The organism is Streptomyces sp. NPDC034086 (assembly GCF_055575515.1).
This window is the reverse complement of the sequence record NZ_JBVISM010000001.1, coordinates 335,517-354,991: the sequence shown is the minus strand read 5'-3', so window position 1 is coordinate 354,991 and position 19,475 is coordinate 335,517. Positions and strand designations below refer to the sequence as shown.

General features: G+C 74.7%; 20 protein-coding genes and 1 tRNA gene. 6 read left to right on the top strand and 15 right to left on the bottom strand.

From position 1 onward, the window contains the following. Positions 1 to 141: 141 nt before the first annotated feature. Entirely contained in the window at positions 142 to 546 is a 405-nt protein-coding gene (locus tag ACZ514_RS01660) for an STAS domain-containing protein (protein WP_468163270.1), read from the top strand. Positions 547 to 750: 204 nt separating this feature from the next. Here ACZ514_RS01660 and ACZ514_RS01655 read toward each other — a convergent pair whose 3' ends face one another. Then, positions 751 to 1,167: a hypothetical protein gene (locus ACZ514_RS01655; RefSeq protein ID WP_468163272.1), complete on the bottom strand. Its 417-nt coding sequence runs from the start codon at positions 1,165 to 1,167 to the stop codon at positions 751 to 753. Positions 1,168 to 1,392: 225 nt separating this feature from the next. After that, a tRNA-Pro gene (locus ACZ514_RS01650) sits at positions 1,393 to 1,466 on the bottom strand. Positions 1,467 to 1,582: 116 nt separating this feature from the next. Here ACZ514_RS01650 and ACZ514_RS01645 point away from each other — a divergent pair. Next, the gene (locus ACZ514_RS01645; protein ID WP_469123802.1) at positions 1,583 to 2,086 is read left to right on the top strand and encodes a DUF309 domain-containing protein; all 504 of its coding nucleotides are present in this window, start codon (positions 1,583 to 1,585) and stop codon (positions 2,084 to 2,086) included. On the opposite strand, the gene ACZ514_RS01640 is transcribed toward ACZ514_RS01645, so the two are convergent. From ACZ514_RS01640 to ACZ514_RS01625, 4 genes are read right to left on the bottom strand one after another with little or no spacing between them, the layout of a single operon-like run. Next, the gene (locus ACZ514_RS01640; RefSeq protein ID WP_388931210.1) at positions 2,083 to 2,472 is read right to left on the bottom strand and encodes a VOC family protein; all 390 of its coding nucleotides are present in this window, start codon (positions 2,470 to 2,472) and stop codon (positions 2,083 to 2,085) included. The two genes, ACZ514_RS01645 and ACZ514_RS01640, sit on opposite strands and share 4 nt — an antisense overlap. Positions 2,473 to 2,476: 4 nt before the next feature. Next, on the bottom strand, positions 2,477 to 3,103 hold the full coding sequence (locus ACZ514_RS01635; protein ID WP_468163277.1) for a LutC/YkgG family protein: 627 nt from the start codon (positions 3,101 to 3,103) through the stop codon (positions 2,477 to 2,479). Beyond that, positions 3,100 to 4,593, bottom strand: coding sequence for a lactate utilization protein B (locus tag ACZ514_RS01630; protein ID WP_469123801.1), 1,494 nt, complete (start codon positions 4,591 to 4,593; stop codon positions 3,100 to 3,102). The genes ACZ514_RS01635 and ACZ514_RS01630 overlap by 4 nt, the downstream gene beginning before the upstream one ends. Next, positions 4,590 to 5,345 (bottom strand): (Fe-S)-binding protein, encoded by a 756-nt coding sequence (locus tag ACZ514_RS01625; RefSeq protein WP_468163281.1) that lies wholly within the window; start codon positions 5,343 to 5,345, stop codon positions 4,590 to 4,592. Before ACZ514_RS01625 ends, ACZ514_RS01630 begins: the two co-directional genes overlap by 4 nt. An 18-nt stretch (positions 5,346 to 5,363) precedes the next feature. Here ACZ514_RS01625 and cobF point away from each other — a divergent pair, with 18 nt between their 5' ends. Further along, positions 5,364 to 6,116 carry a precorrin-6A synthase (deacetylating) gene (cobF, locus tag ACZ514_RS01620; RefSeq protein WP_468695417.1) on the top strand — a complete coding sequence of 251 codons (753 nt, stop codon included), beginning with the start codon at positions 5,364 to 5,366 and terminating at the stop codon, positions 6,114 to 6,116. Here cobF and ACZ514_RS01615 read toward each other — a convergent pair. Together ACZ514_RS01615 and ACZ514_RS01610 are read right to left on the bottom strand one after the other, a co-directional pair. Then, the gene (locus ACZ514_RS01615; RefSeq protein ID WP_469123800.1) at positions 6,103 to 7,260 is read right to left on the bottom strand and encodes an aminotransferase class V-fold PLP-dependent enzyme; all 1,158 of its coding nucleotides are present in this window, start codon (positions 7,258 to 7,260) and stop codon (positions 6,103 to 6,105) included. The two genes, cobF and ACZ514_RS01615, sit on opposite strands and share 14 nt — an antisense overlap. Positions 7,261 to 7,467: 207 nt before the next feature. Beyond that, positions 7,468 to 9,138: a glycoside hydrolase family 71 protein gene (locus tag ACZ514_RS01610; protein ID WP_469123799.1), complete on the bottom strand. Its 1,671-nt coding sequence runs from the start codon at positions 9,136 to 9,138 to the stop codon at positions 7,468 to 7,470. Positions 9,139 to 9,235: 97 nt separating this feature from the next. Here ACZ514_RS01610 and ACZ514_RS01605 point away from each other — a divergent pair, with 97 nt between their 5' ends. After that, positions 9,236 to 9,595: a hypothetical protein gene (locus ACZ514_RS01605; protein ID WP_469123798.1), complete on the top strand. Its 360-nt coding sequence runs from the start codon at positions 9,236 to 9,238 to the stop codon at positions 9,593 to 9,595. Positions 9,596 to 9,730: 135 nt separating this feature from the next. Here the strand turns inward: ACZ514_RS01605 and ACZ514_RS01600 are convergent, their stop codons facing one another. From ACZ514_RS01600 to ACZ514_RS01570, 7 genes are all read right to left on the bottom strand, one after another. After that, the gene (locus ACZ514_RS01600; RefSeq protein WP_469123797.1) at positions 9,731 to 11,950 is read right to left on the bottom strand and encodes an NADP-dependent isocitrate dehydrogenase; all 2,220 of its coding nucleotides are present in this window, start codon (positions 11,948 to 11,950) and stop codon (positions 9,731 to 9,733) included. Between the two features lie 182 nt (positions 11,951 to 12,132). Then, the gene (locus ACZ514_RS01595; RefSeq protein ID WP_468163293.1) at positions 12,133 to 12,486 is read right to left on the bottom strand and encodes a DUF805 domain-containing protein; all 354 of its coding nucleotides are present in this window, start codon (positions 12,484 to 12,486) and stop codon (positions 12,133 to 12,135) included. A 182-nt stretch (positions 12,487 to 12,668) separates the two neighbouring features. Further along, positions 12,669 to 12,806, bottom strand: coding sequence for a hypothetical protein (locus tag ACZ514_RS01590; protein WP_469123796.1), 138 nt, complete (start codon positions 12,804 to 12,806; stop codon positions 12,669 to 12,671). Between the two features lie 279 nt (positions 12,807 to 13,085). Further along, on the bottom strand, positions 13,086 to 14,168 hold the full coding sequence (gene corA / locus ACZ514_RS01585; protein WP_468163369.1) for a magnesium/cobalt transporter CorA: 1,083 nt from the start codon (positions 14,166 to 14,168) through the stop codon (positions 13,086 to 13,088). A gap of 126 nt (positions 14,169 to 14,294) precedes the next feature. Next, positions 14,295 to 15,980, bottom strand: coding sequence for a serine/threonine-protein kinase (locus ACZ514_RS01580; protein WP_469123795.1), 1,686 nt, complete (start codon positions 15,978 to 15,980; stop codon positions 14,295 to 14,297). Positions 15,981 to 16,019: 39 nt separating this feature from the next. Continuing rightward, complete coding sequence (locus tag ACZ514_RS01575) at positions 16,020 to 16,571, bottom strand: dihydrofolate reductase family protein (RefSeq protein WP_469123794.1); 552 nt, start codon at positions 16,569 to 16,571, stop codon at positions 16,020 to 16,022. A 62-nt stretch (positions 16,572 to 16,633) separates the two neighbouring features. Continuing rightward, positions 16,634 to 17,539, bottom strand: a complete 906-nt coding sequence (locus ACZ514_RS01570) for a LysR family transcriptional regulator ArgP (protein WP_469123793.1) — start codon at positions 17,537 to 17,539, stop codon at positions 16,634 to 16,636. Positions 17,540 to 17,607: 68 nt separating this feature from the next. Between ACZ514_RS01570 and ACZ514_RS01565 the strand changes: the two genes are divergently transcribed. Then, entirely contained in the window at positions 17,608 to 18,231 is a 624-nt protein-coding gene (locus ACZ514_RS01565) for a LysE/ArgO family amino acid transporter (protein ID WP_468174400.1), read from the top strand. A gap of 120 nt (positions 18,232 to 18,351) precedes the next feature. Continuing rightward, positions 18,352 to 19,398, top strand: a complete 1,047-nt coding sequence (locus tag ACZ514_RS01560) for an NUDIX domain-containing protein (RefSeq protein WP_469123792.1) — start codon at positions 18,352 to 18,354, stop codon at positions 19,396 to 19,398. Positions 19,399 to 19,475 lie beyond the last annotated feature (77 nt).

Sequence of the window (19,475 nt, the reverse complement as noted above, 5' to 3'; positions counted from 1 at the left end):
CCGTCCGGGCGCTCCCGGGGCGGCCGCGGTGGGGCCAGGTTGGTGCGGAACACCAGCGAGCCTCACACCTGTACGGGGGAACGTCACGCCAGGATGGAGCGGCCCCGAGGGCCCCAGCGCCCCGGGCGGGAGGAGAACGCATTGATCACCACGGACATCCAGCGGAACGGCACGGTCCTGGTCAGCGTCACCGGGACACTCGACGAGGACGCGGGCCCAGCGCTCCAGCGGGCGCTGGACGAGGTCACCGCGGACGAACGGGACCTCATGGTCGACCTGCACGGCGCGGCGTCCATGGACGCGGACGGTCTGCTCCACCTCCTGGCCCTGCACCGGCGCGCGGAGAACCTGGGCCTGCGCGTCCTGGTCACGGGCTGGCAGCCCCAGCCCCAGCAGCTCATGGCCGACGTCGCCGGCATCCGCGGGCCCGGCTCGGCCACCGGGGAGCGGTACGCGCTGGCGGGCTTCCGCCGGCTGATCGAGGAGCGGGCCCAGCGGGCACGGGACCTCTCGGATTTCGGTGCCGGATGGCTGTCCCGCGTCTAGGGGCGGGCTGACGGGCCGGTGACGGACGGGTGCGGGCAGTCCCTCCACGGGCACGACCGGCTGCCGGCTCCGACGTGAGCGGCGCACCGCGGCCCGTCGCCCGGGGCGACGGGCTTCGACCGTCTCGCGCAGACGCCCTCGACGGCGGGGACGGCCGCCCCCTCCTCCGGTCGGAGGAGGGGGCGGCCGTCCGGGCGGACGGTCTCAGGCGGAGGCGATGCGGGCGAGGGCGCTCTGGAGGCGGCGGACCACGTCCTCGGCTTCCGCGTACTCCTGGGGGGTCGGTACGACGGCGCCGAAGGTGTGGCCGTCCTCGGCGGGCAGGGCGCGCCAGTGCAGGAGGGGCGTGAGCACCGTGGCGGCAGCGCCGAGGAACCAGGCCGTGTGCCCGTGGACGTGGGCGAGGGCGATGGCGACAGCGGCCAGCGCCTCCCGCAGGTGCTCCAGGCGGTCGATGACGGGCAGCGCCTCCTGCTCCTGGGAGGCGCCGACGGCGGCCTGCAGGTCGACGGCGGCCTTCGCGACCACCGCGCGATGACCGGGCGTCAGAACCCACACCCCGTCACTGATGAGCCCTTCGGCTTCCCCCACCAGATCCTCGACCAGCGTCCTCATTCCCATGCACGACACCCTATGCCGCCGGCGGAGGCTGCCGCTCCATGGCCTGCGCGAGATCGCCGGTCCCGGCCCGCTGACCACCCCTCAGCATTGCCCGCACCCCGGCGTCCGCAGGACCACCCCGACCCGGCCCCGCCGGCGCCCCGGTCCCCACGCGGCCCCCGGAAACGATCGAGGGGCCGTTTCGGATTGCTCCGAAACGGCCCCTCGATCTGCGACTCTCTCGAGTCGGGACGACAGGATTTGAACCTGCGACCCCTTGACCCCCAGTCAAGTGCGCTACCAAGCTGCGCCACGTCCCGTTTACCGCTTCGTGCCCTTCACCTGGGGTTTCCCCTCGTGCCGGGCACATGCAGAACATTACCCCACGCCGAGGGGTGTGTGTGCACGGGTGATCGGCGGCGGGCAGGATGGCCCGGTGAGCGAACGGGAACGGGACCGGGACGGTGAGGGGCGGGCGCGCAGCGCGCGGCCGCGCGACGGGTTGGGGCGGCCGCTGCCGTACGGGGCCGAGGGGGTGGAGCGGCAGCCCGAAGGGGTGGTGCGCACGCCGGCCGGGACGGTGGCGGAGGCGCAGCGGCTGCTGGACGGCGGGAGGCCCTTCCACGCGCACGAGGTGTTCGAGGACGCGTGGAAGTCCCGCCCCCGGGCGGAAGAGGCCCTGTGGCGGGGGCTGGCGCAGCTGGCGGTGGGGCTGACGCACGCCGCGCGGGGGAACGCCGTCGGCGGGGCGCGGCTGCTACGGCGCGGGGCCGGTGCCCTGGCCGGGTACGGGGAGGCGGCGTACGGGGAGGCGTACGGGATCGACGTGGCGGGGCTGGTCGGGTGGGCCCGGGCGCTGGCGGGGCGGGTGGAGGCCGGGGAGCGGATCGACGCGGCGGCCGAAGCCCCCCGGCTGGCCGGGCCGCCGGGCATCCCCTAGGCCGGCTGGAGCAGGTCCCAGCGGTTGCCGTAGAGGTCCTCGAACACGGCGACGGAGCCGTACGGTTCGTGGCGCGGCTCCTCCAGGAAGCGGACGCCCTCCGCGGTCATCCGGGCGTGGTCGGCCGCGAAGTCGGCGGTGTAGAGGAAGAAGCCCACGCGGCCGCCGGTCTGGTCGCCGACGCGGGAGCGCTGGGCCTCGTCCTTGGCGCGGGCCAGCAGCAGGGCGGACTCCTTGGCGCCGGGCGGGCGGACCACGACCCAGCGGGAGCCGTCCGGCCGGGGGGTGTCCTCGGCGAGTTCGAAGCCGAGGGCGCGGGTGTAGAAGTCGATGGCCTCGTCGTAGTCGTGGACGACGAGGGCGGTCAGGGCGATGTGGGAGGGCATGGGCCTATTGTGCGCCGAGGAGGACGACTTCCAGGGTGCGGGGGCCGTGCACGCCTTCCACCCGGTCCAGTTCGATGTCGCTGGTGGCCGAGGGTCCGGAGATCCAGGTCAGCGGGCGGGCGGGGTCGAGGCGTTCGAGGGCCTGCGGGACGGAGTCCACGACCTGGTCCGGGACGCGGACCACGCAGACGTGGTGGTCCGGGATCAGGGTGATGCGCCGCCGGCCCTGGTCGGGACCGCCGTCGAGGACGAGGGTGCCGGTTTCGGCGACGGCCAGGGCGCAGCCGGTGACCACGCTGTCGACGCGGTCCAGGTCGTACGGGGTGGAGTCCGCGCGGTCGTGGACGAGGGCCGGGTCCGCGGCGGAGAGCCAGTGCGGGGGCAGGGCGGGCGGGACCAGGACCGTGCGGGCGCCGCGCTCGGCGAGCAGCCGCGCGAGCAGCGGCGGGAGGCCGTCGTCGTCGGTGCGGTGGACCCTCGCCCGGTACTCGGTGAGGTGGGCGGCGAGCAGGTCGGCGCTCTCGGCCGGGGTGCGGGTGCCGTGGACGCGGAGGTAGTCGCGGGGGACGGCGGGGTCCGGGCCGGAGGCGGCCCTGCGGATGCGGGCCAGGATGCGGTCCTTGCTGCTCACGGTCGGCTCCCCCGTTCGCGGGTCCACCAGTCGCGGAAGGGTTCCGCGGGGATCTCGGGCAGTTCGCGGGTGTCGGTCCAGGCGCGGCCCGGGCCCGGCAGCCGGCGCGGGCGCAGCCGGCGGGCGCGGGACAGCAGCCGCTCCCCCGCCCGCAGTGCGCCGGGGCGGTCGAGGAGGAGCCGGGCGGCGCGCAGGGCGGCCCGTTCGGCGGTGTGGCCGTGCGCGGGCCGGATCCGTACGCGGACGCCGTCGCGGGTCACGGGCCCGCCCTGGACGACGCGTTCGCGGAGGTGGACGAGGACCTCGGGGATGTCGATGGCGACGGGGCAGACCTCGTAGCAGGCCCCGCACAGGGTGGAGGCGTAGGGCAGGCTGGCGTCGACGGCGCTGCCGGTGCCGCGGAGTTGGGGGCTGAGGACGGCGCCGATGGGGCCGGGGTACACGGAGCCGTAGGCGTGGCCCCCGGCGCGTTCGTAGACGGGGCAGACGTTCAGGCAGGCGGAGCAGCGGATGCAGCGCAGGGCCTGGCGGCCGGTCTCGTCGGCGAGGGTGTCGGTGCGGCCGTTGTCGAGGAGGACGAGGTGGAAGGCGGAGGGGCCGTCGCCGTCGGCCCCGTGCGACGGTCCCGTTCCGGTCCACATGGTGGTGTACGGGTTCATCCGTTCGGCGGTGGACGAACGCGGCAGGGTCTGGAGGAAGACCTCCAGGTCGCGGAAGGTGGGGACGACCTTCTCGATGCCGACGACCGAGATGAGGGTGTCGGGCAGGGTCAGGCACATGCGGCCGTTGCCCTCGGACTCGAGGACGACCATCGTGCCGGTCTCGGCGACCATGAAGTTGGCGCCGGAGACGGCCACTTTGGCGCGCAGGAACTTCTCGCGCAGGTGGAGGCGGGCCGCTTCGGCGAGTTCCCTCGGGTCGTCGCCGAGTCCTTCGGGGGCCGGCCGGCCCCAGGCGGCCATCTCGGAGCGGAAGAGGTCGCGGATCTCCCCGCGGTTGCGGTGGATGGCGGGGACGAGGATGTGCGAGGGCCGGTCGTGGGCCAGCTGGACGATGAGTTCGGCGAGGTCGGTCTCGTAGGCGGCGATCCCGGCGGCTTCCAGGGCTTCGTTGAGGCCGGTCTCCTGGGTGGCCATGGACTTGACCTTGACCACCTCCCGCTCCCCGGTGGCGCGGACCAGGCCGATGACGATCCGGTTGGCCTCGTCGGCGTCGACGGCCCAGTGCACGGTGCCGCCGGCCGCGGTGACGGCCGCCTCCAGCTGGAGCAGGTAGCGGTCGAGGTGGCGCAGGGTGTGCTCCTTGAGGGCCTTGCCCGCCGCGCGCAGGCCCTCCCAGTCGGCGAGTTCGGCGACGGCGCGGGCCCGTTTGTCGCGGATGGTGTGGGTGGCGTGCCGGAGGTTGGCGCGCAGTACGCCGTCCCGTACGGCCTCGCGGGCGGCGGCGGGGAACGGCGGGAAGGCGGGCATGCCCAGGTGCGTACCGGTCATGGCAGGGGGTCCTCCTCCGTGGCGGCCAGGATCTCGGCGAGGTGCAGGGTGCGCAGGGGGTCCCCGGCACGGTGGAGGATGCCGCCGAGGTGGGCGAGGCAGGAGTTGTCGGCCCCGCACAGCACCTCGGCGCCGGTGGCCCGGGCGGCCGCGGTCTTGTCGGCGCCCATCGCGGCGGACACGTCGGGGTTCTTCACGGCGAAGGTGCCGCCGAAGCCGCAGCACTCCTCGGCACCGGGCAGCTCGACCAGTTCGAGGCCCTTGACGGCGGCCAGCAGCCGGCGGGGGCGTTCGCCGAGGCCGAGGGAGCGCAGGCCGTGACAGGAGGGGTGGTAGGTGACGGTGTGCGGGAAGTACGCGCCGACGTCGGTGACCCCGAGGACGTCCACGAGGAACTCGGTCAGTTCGTGGACGCGCGGTACGAGGCCCTCCGCGAGCTCCGCCAGCGCGTTCCCCCGCCCCTCCTCGGCGGCCTTGCGGCCGATGCGGGGGTAGTGCTCGCGGATCATGGCGGCGCAGGAGCCGGAGGGGGTGACCACGTGGTCGTGGCCGGCGAAGGCCTCGGCGGTGCGGCGCAGCAGCGGCTCGGCCTCGTGGCGGTACCCGGTGTTGTACTGGGGCTGGCCGCAGCAGCTCTGGGCGGCTGGGAAGTCCACTTCGACCCCGAGGCGCTCCAGCAGCCGTACGACGGCGATGCCGGTCCGGGGGTACAGCGCGTCGTTGACGCAGGTGACGAACAGGGCGGCGCGCATGATGGGCACAATAGCCCGGTGAAGAAGTTCTCAGTCATCGGCATAGGCGCGGGCGACCCTGACCACCTGACCCTCCAGGCGGTCCGGGCGATCGGCGCGGCGGACGCATTCCTCATCCTGGAGAAGGGGGAGGAGAAGTCGGACCTGACGGGTCTGCGGCGGGCGATGCTCGACGCGCACGCCCGTCCCGGGCACCGGCTGGTGGAGGGCCGCGACCCGGACCGGGACCGCACCCCCGCCGACTACACCCCGACCGTCGACGGCTGGCGCAGCGCGCGGGCCGAGATCTTCGAGCGGTTCATCGCGGAGGATCTCGCGGAGGGCGAGACCGGGGCCTTCCTGGTGTGGGGCGACCCCTCGCTGTACGACTCCACGCTGGCGATCCTCGACGAGGTGCTGGAGCACGGCCGGGTGGCGTTCGAGCACGAGGTGGTGCCCGGCATCAGCAGCGTGTCGGCGCTGCTGGCCAGGCACCGGACCAATCTGAACCGGGTCGGGCGGCCGGTCCAGATCACCACCGGCCGCCGGCTCGCGGAGGGCTGGCCGCAGGACGTGGACGACGTGGTGGTGATGCTGGACGCCCGGCACGCCTTCACCGCCCACCTGGACCAGGACCTCTACATCTACTGGGGTGCCTACGTCGGCACGCCGGACGAGATCCTGGTCCAGGGGGAGCTGGCCGAGGTCGCGGGCCGCATCGAGGAGCTGCGGACCGAGGCCCGGGCCCGCAAGGGCTGGATCATGGACACCTACCTGCTCAGGCGCCCCTGAGGAAGCCGGGCAGGGCCGCGGCGAGGCGCTCGTACTCCTCGGCCCGGTTGTAGAGCTGCCCGCAGACCCGGATGCCGCCGCCGCCCGGCCGTGCCCAGACCAGCACGCGGATGCGGAGCTTCGCCGCGAGTTCCTCGCGCATGGCCGCGGCTGCGTCCTGGGTCTCGGCGGTGCCGGGCGGCAGCAGCAGCGACCGCATGGCCACGCCCGGGGTGTGCGGGAGCGGGGTCAGGCCGGGGACCCCGGCGAGCAGGTCCGCCCCGTAGGCGGCGAGGGCGCTGTTGTGGGCGCGGACCCGGTCGGCGCCGAGCCGTTCGATGAGGTCGAGGCCCTCGGGGGCGGCCAGCCAGCCGGTGTAGTCGGCGGTGGCGCGGAACTCGACGGAGCGCGGGAAGCCGTGGTGGTCCTGCCAGGACGGGGAGAAGGAACGGACCCGGGCCCGGTGGGCGGGGGCCACGGCGAGGAGGGCGGTGCCGGAGGGCGCGTAGCCCCATTTGTGGAGGTTCCCGAACCAGAAGTCGGCGCCGGCGGGGACGGGTGCGGCCAGCATGCCCGGGGTGTGGGCGCCGTCGACGACGGTGGTGACGCCGCGGGCGGAGAGCTCGGCGAGGAGCCGGGGGCCGGCGATGAGGCGGGCGGTGGGCGAGCTGACGTGGTCGAGCAGGGCCACCTTGGTGCGGGGGGTGAGCGCGGCCAGCACGGTCTCGCGTACGGCGTCCTCGTCGGGCAGGTGCGGGTCGAGGGCGACGGTGGTCACGCGGGCGCGGCGGGCGGCGGCCGCGGTGACGGTGCCGTAGCCGTGGTCGGTGGCGAGGACCTCGTCGCCCTCGGCCAGCGGGATGGCTTCGAACGCCAGGTTGGCGCCCTCGGTGGCGTTGGAGACGAACGCGAGGCCCTCGGGGTCGGTGCCCAGCCGGGCCGCGATCCGCGCGCGGGCGCCGGCCAGCCGGTCGGGGAGGCCGTGGAAGAAGGCGTCGGGGTCGGCGTGGGCCTCGGTCCGCAGGGCCTCCTGCGCCTCGTGGACGGGCAGCGGGACCGCGCCGTAGGAGCCGTGGTTGAGGTGGGCGACGGCGGGGTCCAGCCGGAAGAGGCCGGGGCCGCCGGGGAAGGCGGGCGGGGCGGAGGGGGTGGACGGCGCGGGCACGGGTACCTCCGGACGGGACGAGTCGGGTGCGGGCTCCGCGGCCCGCACCCGGAGCATGCGGGCTCGCGCGCGGCGGCGGAAGGGCCGCCTGGGCCGAATTGGCCTGCCCGGCCGCGGGCCGACCCCCGGGCGTGGCCGGTCCCGCGGTGGCGGCCGGTCCCGCGGTGGCGGCCGGTCCCCCGGTGGCGGGCGCTCCCGCCCGTCCCGTCAGCCCGGGCGGCCGCTGGTCGCCGCGTAGTACTGGAGGTCCTGCACCGGTACGCGGTGGTCCACGGGGTACGGCAGTTCCACCCGTACGGCGGCCTTCCCGGCGCGGACCACCTCCGCCGCGCTGGTGCCCGGACGCAGCGGGAGCAGTTCGGCGTGGACGCCGGCCGGGGCCCGGTGCTCCCGCGCGGCGGAGCCGACGACGCTGCGGACGGTCGCGGGCTCCGTCAGGAAGCTGAGCACCTCGACCGCGTCCCGGGCGGCGGCGCTGCCCCTGCGCAGGGACATCACCAGCGACTGGTCGCCGGTCGGGTCGGCGGCCGCGAACTGGGTGCGGCCGGTGAGGTAGAGGGTGTCCCGGACGATCGGGGGCCAGCCGCCGGTCTTGAAGCGGGTCAGGTAGTAGGAGGTGAGGTCCAGGTAGGCGTGGCCGTTGTTCCGGGACGGGGCGAACTGGCTGCCCTCGGAGTAGTCGTTCCAGGTGGTCAGCTGGACCCAGTCGGCGCCGTCCTCGATGGCGTGGGTCCACGTGGCGCGCAGGGTGGCCGTGTTGCCCGCCTCGTCGTAGACGCCCTGGTTCGGGCGGGCGTCCTGCACGGAGACGGGCTGCATCCAGATCTTGCCCCGCTCGTGCGCCCGCCGGACGTCGGCGGTGGTCCCCTCCTGGCCCGCGTAGCTGCGGCTGCCCCACTCGGAGAACCCGTGGCTGATGGGTGCGAAGGCTTCGTGGTGCGGGCCGAAGTCGAGGAAGAGGGGGACGAAGGCGGTGCGGATCCCGTGACTCGACCTCAGCCGGTCCAGGACGCGGCGCCACCAGTCGGCGCTCTTCTGCTCGGCCTTGAACGGCGACACGACGAGCCGGCCGTCGTCGAGCCGGTGCGCGGCCGGGTGCCCGCCCAGGGCGGCCAGGGCCCCGGCGACCACGGCGGGGTCGTCGGTGTCCAGGGAGGTCATGTCGGGCATCAGCATGACCTTGAAGGCGGGGTCGACCGCGTGGGCGGCCCGCATCAGCAGCCCCGCGCGCTCCCAGTTCTTCCCGGAGAGGGAGAGCAGGTCGAGGGTGAAGCCGTCGATGCCCGCGTTCCGGGCGGTGCGGACCTCCTGCTGGAGGTTGGCGTACTCCCAGTCGCCGTCCTTCGGCGGGACGGGCAGCGGGCGGTCGCGCAGCAGGCCGCCGTACCGCTGGTGCTTGCCGTTCTCGCCCCGGGGGTCGAGGTAGTGGCGGGTGTAGTAGTCGGTTTCGGCGCTCGCGTTGTCCAGGGAGAGCGGGTACGGGGTGAAGTAGTGGGCGAACACCAGCTTGCGTCCGCCGGCGGCCGAGCGCAGCGCGGCGGGTGCGGGCAGGTCGAAGGGCAGGGCCCCGGGCGGGCGGGCCGCGGCGGCGGTGCCGGTAGGGGCCGCGGTCCCCACGGGGGGCGGTGTCCGGTCCTCGTGCCCCGCGCCCGGTCCGGTGGAGGAAGGGACGGGGGCGTCGGGTCCGGTGGAGGCGGGCCCGGCGGGGGCGGGCCGGGCGACGTCCTGGCCGGCCGCGGCCGTGAAGGGGTTCCAGGCGACGCCGGCCGCGACGCAGACGCCGGCGAGCAGGAAGGCCGTGACCAGCAGGGCGAGCCGGCGCCCGGGCGGACGCGAGCGGAGCCGGTGGGACGGGGGTCCGTGCCGGTGCCCTGTCATCTGGATCCCTCCCCTGGACACGCCCCGCCGCCGGGGCTGTTCAGCAGTAGAGCGGATTACCGCCGCGCGGACAACCGTTCCCCGGGAGCCGGGCGCGGTGACGGGCCCTTTCCAGGAGGCGCGGAGCCTGCTGGTGCGGGACGTCGCCCGGCGGCTCTCGTCCCACTTCCGCGACGGCGCCGCGCTGGTCACGGTCAGCCCGGACGGCGGCGTACGCGGCCTCGTGGCCGCGCTGGGCCGCGTACCGGGGACGTCCTTCCTGCCGTGCGGAACGGCCGACGCGGCCTCCTGGCCGGCGGAGCGGGACGTGCTGCTGGTCCTGGACGGCAGCGACCGGCTCGGACCGGAGGCGCTGGCCTGGCTGCGGGAGCCGCTCGCCGCCGCGCCCGGGCCGCGCGTCCTGGCCGCCGGCCGGCATCCGCTCGCCGTGGGCCAGGGCCTGGTCTACCGGCTCTGACCGGCGCCGCCGCCCACCGGGCCCGGGTCCGGTATCCGGTATCCGGTATCCGGGCCCCGGGTCCGGATACGGGTCCGCCCCGGCCGGGCACGGGGCCGGCCGGGGCGGAACGCGTACTGCCTACTGCCGTCGGCGTCAGCCCAGGAGGGCGAGCGCCTGGTTCAGCGTCTCGGAGGGACGCATCACCTTGGCGGCCTTGGCCGGGTCGGGCTGGTAGTACCCGCCGATGTCGGCCGGGGAGCCCTGCACCGCGTTGAGCTCGGAGACGATGGTCTGCTCCCGCTCGGCCAGCGTCTTGGCGAGCGGCTCGAAGGCGGCGGCCAGCTTCGGGTCGTCGATCTGGCGCGACAGCTCCTGCGCCCAGTACATGGCGAGGTAGAAGTGGCTGCCGCGGTTGTCGATGCCGCCGAGGCGACGGGTCGGCGACTTGTCCTCGTTGAGGAAGGTGCCGGTGGCGCGGTCCAGGGTGTCGGCCAGGACCTGGGCGTGGGCGTTGCCGGTGGTGGTGGCGAGGTGCTCGAAGCTCGCGGCCAGGGCGAAGAACTCGCCGAGGCTGTCCCAGCGCAGGTAGTTCTCCTTGACCAGCTGCTGGACGTGCTTCGGGGCGGAGCCGCCGGCGCCGGTCTCGAAGAGGCCGCCGCCCGCCATCAGCGGGACGACCGACAGCATCTTGGCGCTGGTGCCCAGCTCCAGGATCGGGAAGAGGTCGGTCAGGTAGTCGCGCAGCACGTTGCCGGTCACCGAGATGGTGTCCTCGCCGCGGCGGATGCGCTCCAGGGAGTACTTCGTGGCCTCGACCGGGGAGAGGATCTCGATGGTCAGGCCCTCGGTGTCGTGCTCCGCGAGGTACGTCTTGACCTTGGCGATCAGCTGCGCGTCGTGGGCACGGGTCTCGTCGAGCCAGAAGACGGCCGGGGAGCCGGTGGCGCGGGCGCGGGTGACGGCGAGCTTGACCCAGTCCTGGATCGGCAGGTCCTTGGTCTGGCAGGCGCGGAAGATGTCGCCGGCGGCGACCTCCTGCTCGATGACGACGTTGCCCGCGGCGTCGACGACGCGGACGGTGCCCGCGGCGGCGATCTCGAAGGTCTTGTCGTGGCTGCCGTACTCCTCGGCCTTCTGGGCCATCAGGCCGACGTTCGGCACCGAGCCCATGGTGGCCGGGTCGAAGGCGCCGTGGGCGCGGCAGTCCTCGACGACGGCCTGGTAGACGCCCGCGTAGCTGCTGTCCGGGAGGACGGCGAGGGTGTCGGCCTCGGCGCCGTCCGGGCCCCACATGTGGCCGGAGGTGCGGATCATGGCCGGCATGGAGGCGTCGACGATGACGTCGGACGGCACGTGCAGGTTGGTGATGCCCTTGTCGGAGTCGACCATCGCGAGGGCCGGGCCCTCGGCGAGCTCGGCGTCGAAGGAGGCCTTGATCGCGTCGCCGTCGGGCAGGGCGCCCAGGCCGTTCAGGATGGTGCCGAGGCCGTCGTTGGGGGACAGGCCGGCGGCGGCGAGGGCCTCGCCGTAGCGGGCGAAGGTCTTCGGGAAGAACGCGCGGACCACGTGGCCGAAGATGATCGGGTCGGAGACCTTCATCATCGTGGCCTTGAGGTGCACGGAGAACAGGACGCCCTCGGCCTTGGCGCGCTGGATCTGGTCGTTCAGGAAGGTGCGCAGGGCGTCGACGTGCATGACGGACGCGTCCACGACCTCACCGGCGAGGACGGGTACCGACTCGCGCAGGACCGTGGTGGCGCCGTCGGCGGCGACGTGCTCGATGCGCAGCGTGCCGGCCTCGGACATCACGGCGGACTTCTCGGTGGAGCGGAAGTCGTTCTCGCCCATGGTGGCGACGTTCGTCTTCGACTCGGGGCTCCAGGCGCCCATGCGGTGCGGGTGGGCCTTGGCGTAGTTCTTCACCGAGGCGGGGGCGCGGCGGTCGGAGTTGCCCTCGCGCAGGACCGGGTTGACGGCGCTGCCCTTGACCTTGTCGTAGCGGGCGCGGATCTCGCGCTCCTCGTCGGTCTTCGGGTCGTCCGGGTAGTCCGGAAGGGCGTAGCCCTGGCCCTGGAGCTCGGCGACGGCGGCCTTGAGCTGCGGGATGGAAGCCGAGATGTTCGGCAGCTTGATGATGTTGGCTTCGGGGGTCTTCGCCAGCTCGCCGAGTTCGGCGAGGGCGTCGGCGATCCGCTGGCTCTCCTCGAGGTACTCGGGGAAGACGGCGATGATCCGACCGGCCAGGGAGATGTCACGGGTCTCGACATTCACACCGGCCGTCGACGCGTACGCCTGCACCACGGGCAGGAAGGAATACGTCGCGAGGGCCGGGGCCTCGTCAGTGTGCGTGTAGATGATGGTCGAGTCAGTCACCGGATGCTCCGCTCCACAGTCTGCGTCTCTCGTCTGCAACATTGCTCGACATCAAGATATCTCGTGATCGGGGCTGTCCGGACAGCCCCCTCCGCAAGACGTGGCGAGACGCGCGTCACGGGAACGCGAAAGGCGCCGCCACGGGCCCGGGGGCCGGCGGCGGCGCCGTCGTGTCGTGCCCCTCAGGCGGTGAGCCGCTTGGGGTCCGCTCCGTACTGGTTCGGTCCGGCGTCGCCCTCGAGGGCCATCAGGACGATCATCCCGATCCAGCCCACGAAGGGGACGAGCCCGACCAGGTACCACCAGCCGGACCTGCCGGTGTCGTGGAGGCGGCGGACGCTGAGCCCCAGCGTGGGCAGGAGGACGCCGAGGTTGTAGAGGTAGAAGAGGACCGGGTAGCTCCCGAGCGCGAAGTCGAGCGCGACGAACACGGCCACGACCGGGATGCTGCACAGGACGAACATCCAGTATTCCTGGCGGCGCGCGCGGCCGGAGAAGTCCGCGTAGCGCTTGATGACGTCGACGTAGTAGTGCACGAGTCCCCCCTAAGGACGGCATCGACGGCTGGCTCCTCGGCCCGAAGGGGCCGGGCCCGCTTTATGCCCTCCGACCGCCGCGTTCAAGCCATCACGGGACACCCGTGCGAGGCCAAAGGCGTTGTTTTCCACGGGAGTTGAGCACATCCGTGACGGGTGTGCCGGCAGGGGCGGGGCCGGCGTCAGCCGGTGCGGCCGGCCACCCGGGACGCCAGGCGCTCGCGCAGGGCGGCCTTCGCCGCGGGGCACTCGGGGCGGGTGAGCGCGTGGACGACGGTGTCCCGGAGGTGACCGTCCCGCATCACCGTGTGCTGCCGCATGATCCCCTCCTCGGTCGCACCGAGACGGGAGATCGCGGCGCGCGAGGCGGCGTTGCGCGCCGCGACGGCGGCGGTGAAGCCGCGTACGTCCTTGGGTGCGGCACGTTCGGGTGCGGCACGAGGGCCACGCCCAGTTCCCAGAGGGCATCTCCGGCCTGCCCGTTCCCTCGGTTCCCGTGCTGTCGACCGGACCCTACGCGGCGGGCCGGCCGGCTTCACCCGGGTTTCCGGGACGGGACGGGCCGGCGGGAGTGGCGTGCCGCGCCGGTGCGTCGTGGGTCAGATCCAGCCGTTGCGCCGGAACCCCCGGTGGAGGAGGAAACAGGCGACCGCCATCACGCAGAGGACCAGCGGGTACCCGTACGTCCAGTGCAGCTCGGGCATGTGCTCGAAGTTCATGCCGTAGACCCCGCAGACCATGGTGGGCACGGCCACTATGGCCGCCCACGCCGTGATCTTGCGCATGTCCTCGTTCTGGGCGACCGTGACCTGCGCGAGGTGGGCCTGCAGGATCGAGTCGAGGAGGCCGTCGTAGGCGCCGATCTGCTCGGTGGCCCGGGTCAGGTGGTCGGCGACGTCGCGGAAGTAGGCGCGGACCTCCGGCGGGATCACCGGTATCGGCTGCGTCGCCAGGTGCTGGAGCGGACGGCCGAGCGGGGCCACCGCCCGGCGCAGCTCGAGGAGTTCGCGCTTGAGCTGGTAGATCCGGCCCGCGTCGCCGCGTCCGCCGTGGTCGCTGAACACGGCCGTCTCCACCGCGTCCATGTCGCTCTGCACCGCGTCCGTGACGGCCACGTAGTCGTCGACCACGTGGTCCGCCATGGCGTGCAGCACGGCCGCCGGTCCCTTGGCCAGCTGCTCCGGCTCGGCTTCGAGGGCCTCGCGGACGGGGCCGAGGGTGCCGCGCCCGCCGTGCCGGATGGTGATGACGAAGTCCTGGCCGATGAAGGCCATCAGCTCGCCGGTCTCCACCACCTCGCTGGTCGCGGTCAGCTCCTCGTGCTCGACGTAGCGGACGGTCTTGAAGACGGCGAAGAGGGTCTCGTCGTAGCGCTCCACCTTGGGCCGCTGGTGCGCGTGAACGGCGTCCTCGACGGCGAGGGGGTGCAGGCCGAAGAGGGCGGCGAGCCCGGCGAGCTCCTGCTGCGAGGGTTCGTGCAGGCCGATCCAGACGAAGCCCCGTCCGGTCTTGCGGACCCTGCGCAGCGCCTCCTCGGCCTCGGCGCACCCGTCCTGGCGGATGCCGTCCTGATAGACCACGCAGTTGACGACGGCGCTGCCGAGCGGGGAGCGGGCGGGGTGGCTGAGGTCGACGGCCCGCCGGTAGCCGCGGCGCACGGCACGGCGCAGGTTGCTGAACATGGACACGGACGTACTCTCCTTCGGCGGATCAGCGGCCAGTCTGCCACCGCCCCGCCGACGGCCCGCCACGCGCCCGCGCCGGGGCGCTCCTCGCCGCCGCCCTCCCGGCGGCCCGCGCGGCGCGGGCTAGCACGCCGGGGAGGAGCCCTTCTGGCGGGTGAGGTCGCGGTTGTACAGCCAGCCGGTGGTGTTGGTGCCGTCCACGCGCACGAACGTCCACTGGTTGCCGTACGAGTTGACGATGTAGCAGTGGTACCAGAGCTTCGTGCCGCTCTTGACCAGGGTGCCCTTGGCGCACTGCTGGTACGGCGCCGCCAGCAGGTGGTGGTCGCCGGAGATGTAGCCGTAGGTGCCCGGTGTCGGGTCCCGGTGGGTCCAGCCGGCGCAGCCCGTCGGCACGGGGCTGGGCTTGCCCGGGGCGGGCGAGGAGGACTTCCCGGACGGCGAGGGCGTGCCCGGCTTCTTCGAGGCGCTCGCGGACGGCGTGGCCCGGGTCGCCGAGCCGGAGGGCGAGGGGGCCGGGGTGTCCGCGCCCGGCCGGCCGCCGGGCGCCGGGGAGCCGCCGGGCGCCGGTGTGGGCGCCGCCGCGCTCCCCCGGCCCTCGCCGCCGCCGGAGGTCACGGCGTAGGTGACGCCCCCGGCGGCGAGTACGGCGGCCACCGCGACGGCCATCGCCGCACGGCTGCGGCGCCGCGCGCGGTCCAGGGCCGTCGAGCCGGGGTGGCCGGCCGTGACGGGCTGACCGGACGGGGCTCCCTGCGGCGGGAAGCCGGGCCGGGGGGTGGGGCCGTAGGGCTGCGGAAACGATACGGCGCCGGGGCCGGCCGCGAGCGGGGGCCCGAAGCCCGGCACCGGCGCGGGCGCGGGCGCGTACGGGGACGGCGGGACGGGGGCCGACGGGACGGGGGCCGACGGGGCGGGGTCGGACGGCTGCACGGGGGCGGCGCCGCCCGCGGCCACCTGCCGCAGCATCGCGCGGGCCCGCTCGGCGGTCGGCCGGTGCTCCGGCTCCTTCGCCATCAGCTCCCGCAGCACGGGAGCCAGCGGCCCCGCCCGCCGGGGCTCGGGCAGCGGGTCGCCGACGATCGCGGCCAGCGTGGACCACACCGAGGTGCGGCGGAACGGCGACAGGCCCTCCACCGCCGCGTAGAGGGTCATCCCGAGCGACCAGATGTCCGAGGCCGGGCCGGGCTCCCTGCCCTGCGCGCGCTCCGGCGGCAGGTAGTCGAGCGAGCCGACCAGCTCACCGCTGCGGGTCAGCTTCGCCAGGGCCTCGTCGCCGGAGGACTCGATCGTGGCGATGCCGAAGTCCGTGAGCACGACCCGGCCGCCCCGCTCCAGCAGGACGTTCCCCGGCTTCACGTCCCGGTGCAGGACGCCCGCCCGGTGCGCGGCGTCGAGCGCGTCCATCAGCTTGGCGCCGATCGCGGCGGCCTCGTACGGGTCGAGGGCACCCTGCCGCGTCACCAGCTCGTCGAGGGAGGGTCCGTCGACCAGCTCCATGACGATGACGGGCAGGCCCTGCTCGTGGGTCACGTCGTGGACGGTGACCACGCCCTCGTGCCGGATGCGGGCGGCGGCCTGCGCCTCGCGCTCCATCCGGGTGCGCAGGTCGGCCAGTTCGGCGTCACTGGAGTCGGTGTACGCCCGCAGCACCTTGACGGCCACCTCGCGGGCGAGCAGTTCGTCGACGGCCCGGGCGACCACGCCCATGCCGCCGCGGCCGACCACGGAGGTCACCCGGTAGCGCCCTCCGAGCACCTTGCCGACGAGGTCCCCGTCGTTCGCTTCCCCCGTTTGGCCCGCTGGCACCACATGCTCCGTTCCCGACCGGTCGTCCGTCCCGACGATCTACGGGGCACAAGCGTAGAGGCACGGCCTGCGGGCGGACCGGGCGGCCGCCCCCGCGCCGGACTCCCCAGGCCGTCTCTTCCGGATCCTGCCGGTTGGGCCCGCGTTGTCCGGTGCCGTGCGTCGCAAGGCGGAGCGGCTCCCGATGACCGGACGTCCTCGGGTGCCGCGACGACGCGGCGGGGTGCGGTGCCGGGCAGCGCGGGTCGGGCAGGATCCGGAAGAGACCGCCTGGCCTCCGGTGCGCGGCAGAGGGGTCTTCGCTTCCCGGTCGCCGGCGCTGCCGGGCCGCTCGGCGGGGGCGTGGAAGAGGTTGGGCACGCCGGTGCCGAAGGCCTCGCCGGCGAGCCGTTCCAGCGGCACCGCGGGACCGCCTTCCTCGAAGAGGCGCATGCCCTCGCCCAGCACGACGGGGTGGACGAGCAGCGGGAGGCGGTCCAGCAGCCCCGCGGCCAGCAGGTGGCGGACGACGGAGACCGAGCCGCTCACCACGATCGGGTCCTCGCCCGGCTCGTTCTTCCTTCCAGCAGACGCCCGGGCAGGGACCGCCACACCCGCGGGCCGGGCCCGTCCGTCGGGTTCGCGGCCCGGCGGCCGGGGCCGGGCGGGTCCGGTCAGGCCGGCCGCAGCTCCTCCATGGCCGTTTCGGCGACGACCCGCGCGACCAGCGCCAGTGCGGGCGAGTCGAGCTTCCACTGCTGCCAGTACAGCGGTACGTCCAGCCACCGGCCCGGGGCGAGCGGTACCAGCGCTCCGGCCTCCAGCAGCGGCTCCGCCTGCGGTTCGGGGACGAGCCCCCACCCGAGGCCCGCGGCGACCGCGTCCCGGAAACCCTCCGAGGTCGGTACGAGGTGCCGCGCGGCCGAGGCCGGCGCGGCGCCGCCGGTCAGGGCCCGGACGAAGTCGTCCTGGAGGACGTCGCGCCGGTCGAAGACGATCAGCGGAGCCTCCCGCAGGTCCCGGGCCGGGGCCCCCGTCAGGTGCCGGGCGGCGAAGTCCGGGCTGGCCACCGGCAGGTAGCGGGCCAGCCCCAGCGCCCGAACGGTGCACCCGGCCACCGGGTCCGGGGAGGAGGTGACGGCGGCCATGACCTGCCCCTCCCGCAGCAGGGCGGTGGTGTGGGACTCGTCCTCGCGGTGGAGCTCGAAGCAGATCGGCGGCTCCTGCGGCACGCGGGTCAGCGCGGGCAGGAACCACGTGGCCAGCGAGTCCGCGTTGACGGCGATCGGCATCCGGACCGGTCCCAGCCCCTCCGCCGTCCCCATCCCGAGTTCGGCGCGCGCGTCCCGCTCCAGCCGCGCCAGCTGCCGGGCGAAGCGGATGACCACCTCGCCCGACTCCGTCGCCCGGACCGGCTTGGTCCGCATCAGCAGGACCCGCCCGGTGCGCTGCTCCAGTGCCTTGACCCGCTGGCTGACGGCGGAGGGCGTCACGTGCAGGGCCGCGGCGGCCGCGTCGAAGGTGCCTTCGTCGACGACCGCGAGCAGCGTCCGCACCTGGTCCAGGGGAAGATCGTCCATCACGAGCGCTAATGATACGTAAATATCTTTAGCTGTACTCAGTGACACGCCATCCGTACGGTCGGAGCATGACGAACGGCATCACCCCCGCACTCCTGGCCGGTTTCGGTACCGGCCTCTCCCTCATCGTCGCGATCGGCGCGCAGAACGCCTTCGTGCTGCGCCAGGGCGCGCGCCGGCACGCCGTGCCGGCGGTGGTGGCCATCTGCGCCGTCTCCGACGCGGTCCTGATCTTCCTGGGCGTGGCCGGGGTCGGCGCGTTCGTCACCGCCTGGCCGGCCGCCCTGACCGCCGTCGGGATCGCCGGGGGCGGCTTCCTGATCTGCTACGGGATCCTCGCGGCCCGGCGCGTGCTGCGTCCCGTCCCCGGGGCGGCGCTGAGCTCCGAGGGCGCCACCGCGGGCTCCGCCCGCGCGGCGGTGCTCACCTGCCTCGCCATGACCTGGCTCAACCCGCACGTCTACCTCGACACCGTGCTGCTGGTGGGCTCACTGGCCGCCGACCGGGGTGATCTGCGCTGGGCCTTCGGCATCGGGGCCGGGCTGGCCAGCCTGGTCTGGTTCGGCACCCTCGGCTACGGCGCCCGGCTGCTCAGCGGTCTGCTCGCGAAGCCCGGCGCCTGGCGGGCGCTGGACGGGCTGGTCGCCGCGACGATGGTCACCATGGGCGGACTGCTCCTCGTACGGGCCTGAAACCGCGCCGCCGCGCCCGGACGCCGTCCTGGGAACGTGGTGCGGGGCCACCGTCCCGGGACGTGGTACTGATTCCGGTACGACCCGGTCCCGCCCGACCCCGATCCCGGAGCCGCCGCCGTGCCCGACCGCCCCACGCCCGAAGCCGTGCGCGCCTACTACGCCGGCCGGCCCGCCCCGCTCGTGGCCGCGACCGGGATCGTGCTGGACCCGCGCGGGCGGGTGCTCGTGCTGACCCCCTCGTACAAGGACGGCCTCGAACTGCCCGGCGGCACGGTGGAGGACACCGAGACCCCCGAGGAGGGCCTGGCCCGGGAGCTGGCGGAGGAGCTCGGCCTCTCCGTCCCGGTCGGCCGGCTGCTGGCCGTGGACTCCTGCCCGCCGGGCGCGCTCGGCCGCTCGATCGTGGTCCACGTGTACCTCGTGGGGCCGCTGGCCCGCGCCGCCGTCGACGGGATCACCTTCGCGGACGGCGAGGTCGCCGAGGCCCGCTGGCTCACCCCGGAGGAGGCCGCGGAGCAGCTGTCCGGCCGGCTCGCGCCCCGGCTGCGCGCCGGGCTGGCCGCCCTGTACTCCGGTTCCGTGGCGCACCTGGTCGACGGCGTCCCACAGCCCGGCTCCCCCGCCGGGCTGGATCCGGCCGACCGCGCCGCCCTGGAACACGCGGGCCGTTACGACGCCGCCGGCCACCGCGCCGCCCGGCCCAAGGCCCTCACCGCCGCCAACGTGGTGTTCACCGACGGGGCCGGCGGGGTCCTGCTCGTCCGGCCCGGGTACGGCGAGCCGGACCGCTGGCTGCTGCCGGGCGGCGGCGTCGACAGCGACCTGGGCGAGACCCCCCGGGACGCGGCGGCGCGCGAGGTCCGGGAGGAGACCGGGCTCGAACGGGTCCCCGGCCGCCTCCTCGCCGTCGACTGGACCCACCGGACGGGTTACCCGGCGCGGATCCGCTTCCTCTACGAGGGCGGGGTCCTCGGCCCGGCCGACCTCGCGGCGGTCCGGCTGCCGCCCGCCGAACTGGTGGAGTGGCGCACGGCGCGCCGCGAGGAGCTGCGGGGGCTGGTCAAGCCCCGCCTGCGCCGGCAGATCAAGGCCTGCCTGACCGCCCTGGCCGAAGGCACCGGCCCGCTGGAACTCCACTCCGGCCGCCCGGTGACCGCGGCCTGACCCGACCGGTTCCCGCCGCGCGGCCGCCCGGCGCCGGCACAGCCGAAGGGCGGCTCGCCATACCCCCTACCCCTTTG

Bases quoted from the DNA above. Each gene is read 5' to 3' on its own strand.
- ACZ514_RS01655 (WP_468163272.1), bottom strand. From the start codon at position 1,167: ATGGGAATGAGGACGCTGGTCGAGGATCTGGTGGGGGAAGCCGAAGGG.
- ACZ514_RS01640 (WP_388931210.1), bottom strand. From the start codon at position 2,472: ATGCCCTCCCACATCGCCCTGACCGCCCTCGTCGTCCACGACTACGAC.
- ACZ514_RS01630 (WP_469123801.1), bottom strand. From the start codon at position 4,593: ATGACCGGTACGCACCTGGGCATGCCCGCCTTCCCGCCGTTCCCCGCC.
- ACZ514_RS01625 (WP_468163281.1), bottom strand. From the start codon at position 5,345: ATGCGCGCCGCCCTGTTCGTCACCTGCGTCAACGACGCGCTGTACCCC.
- ACZ514_RS01610 (WP_469123799.1), bottom strand. From the start codon at position 9,138: ATGACAGGGCACCGGCACGGACCCCCGTCCCACCGGCTCCGCTCGCGT.
- ACZ514_RS01590 (WP_469123796.1), bottom strand. From the start codon at position 12,806: ATGCGGCAGCACACGGTGATGCGGGACGGTCACCTCCGGGACACCGTC.
- corA (WP_468163369.1), bottom strand. From the start codon at position 14,168: ATGTTCAGCAACCTGCGCCGTGCCGTGCGCCGCGGCTACCGGCGGGCC.
- ACZ514_RS01570 (WP_469123793.1), bottom strand. From the start codon at position 17,539: ATGGACGATCTTCCCCTGGACCAGGTGCGGACGCTGCTCGCGGTCGTC.
- ACZ514_RS01565 (WP_468174400.1), top strand. From the start codon at position 17,608: ATGACGAACGGCATCACCCCCGCACTCCTGGCCGGTTTCGGTACCGGC.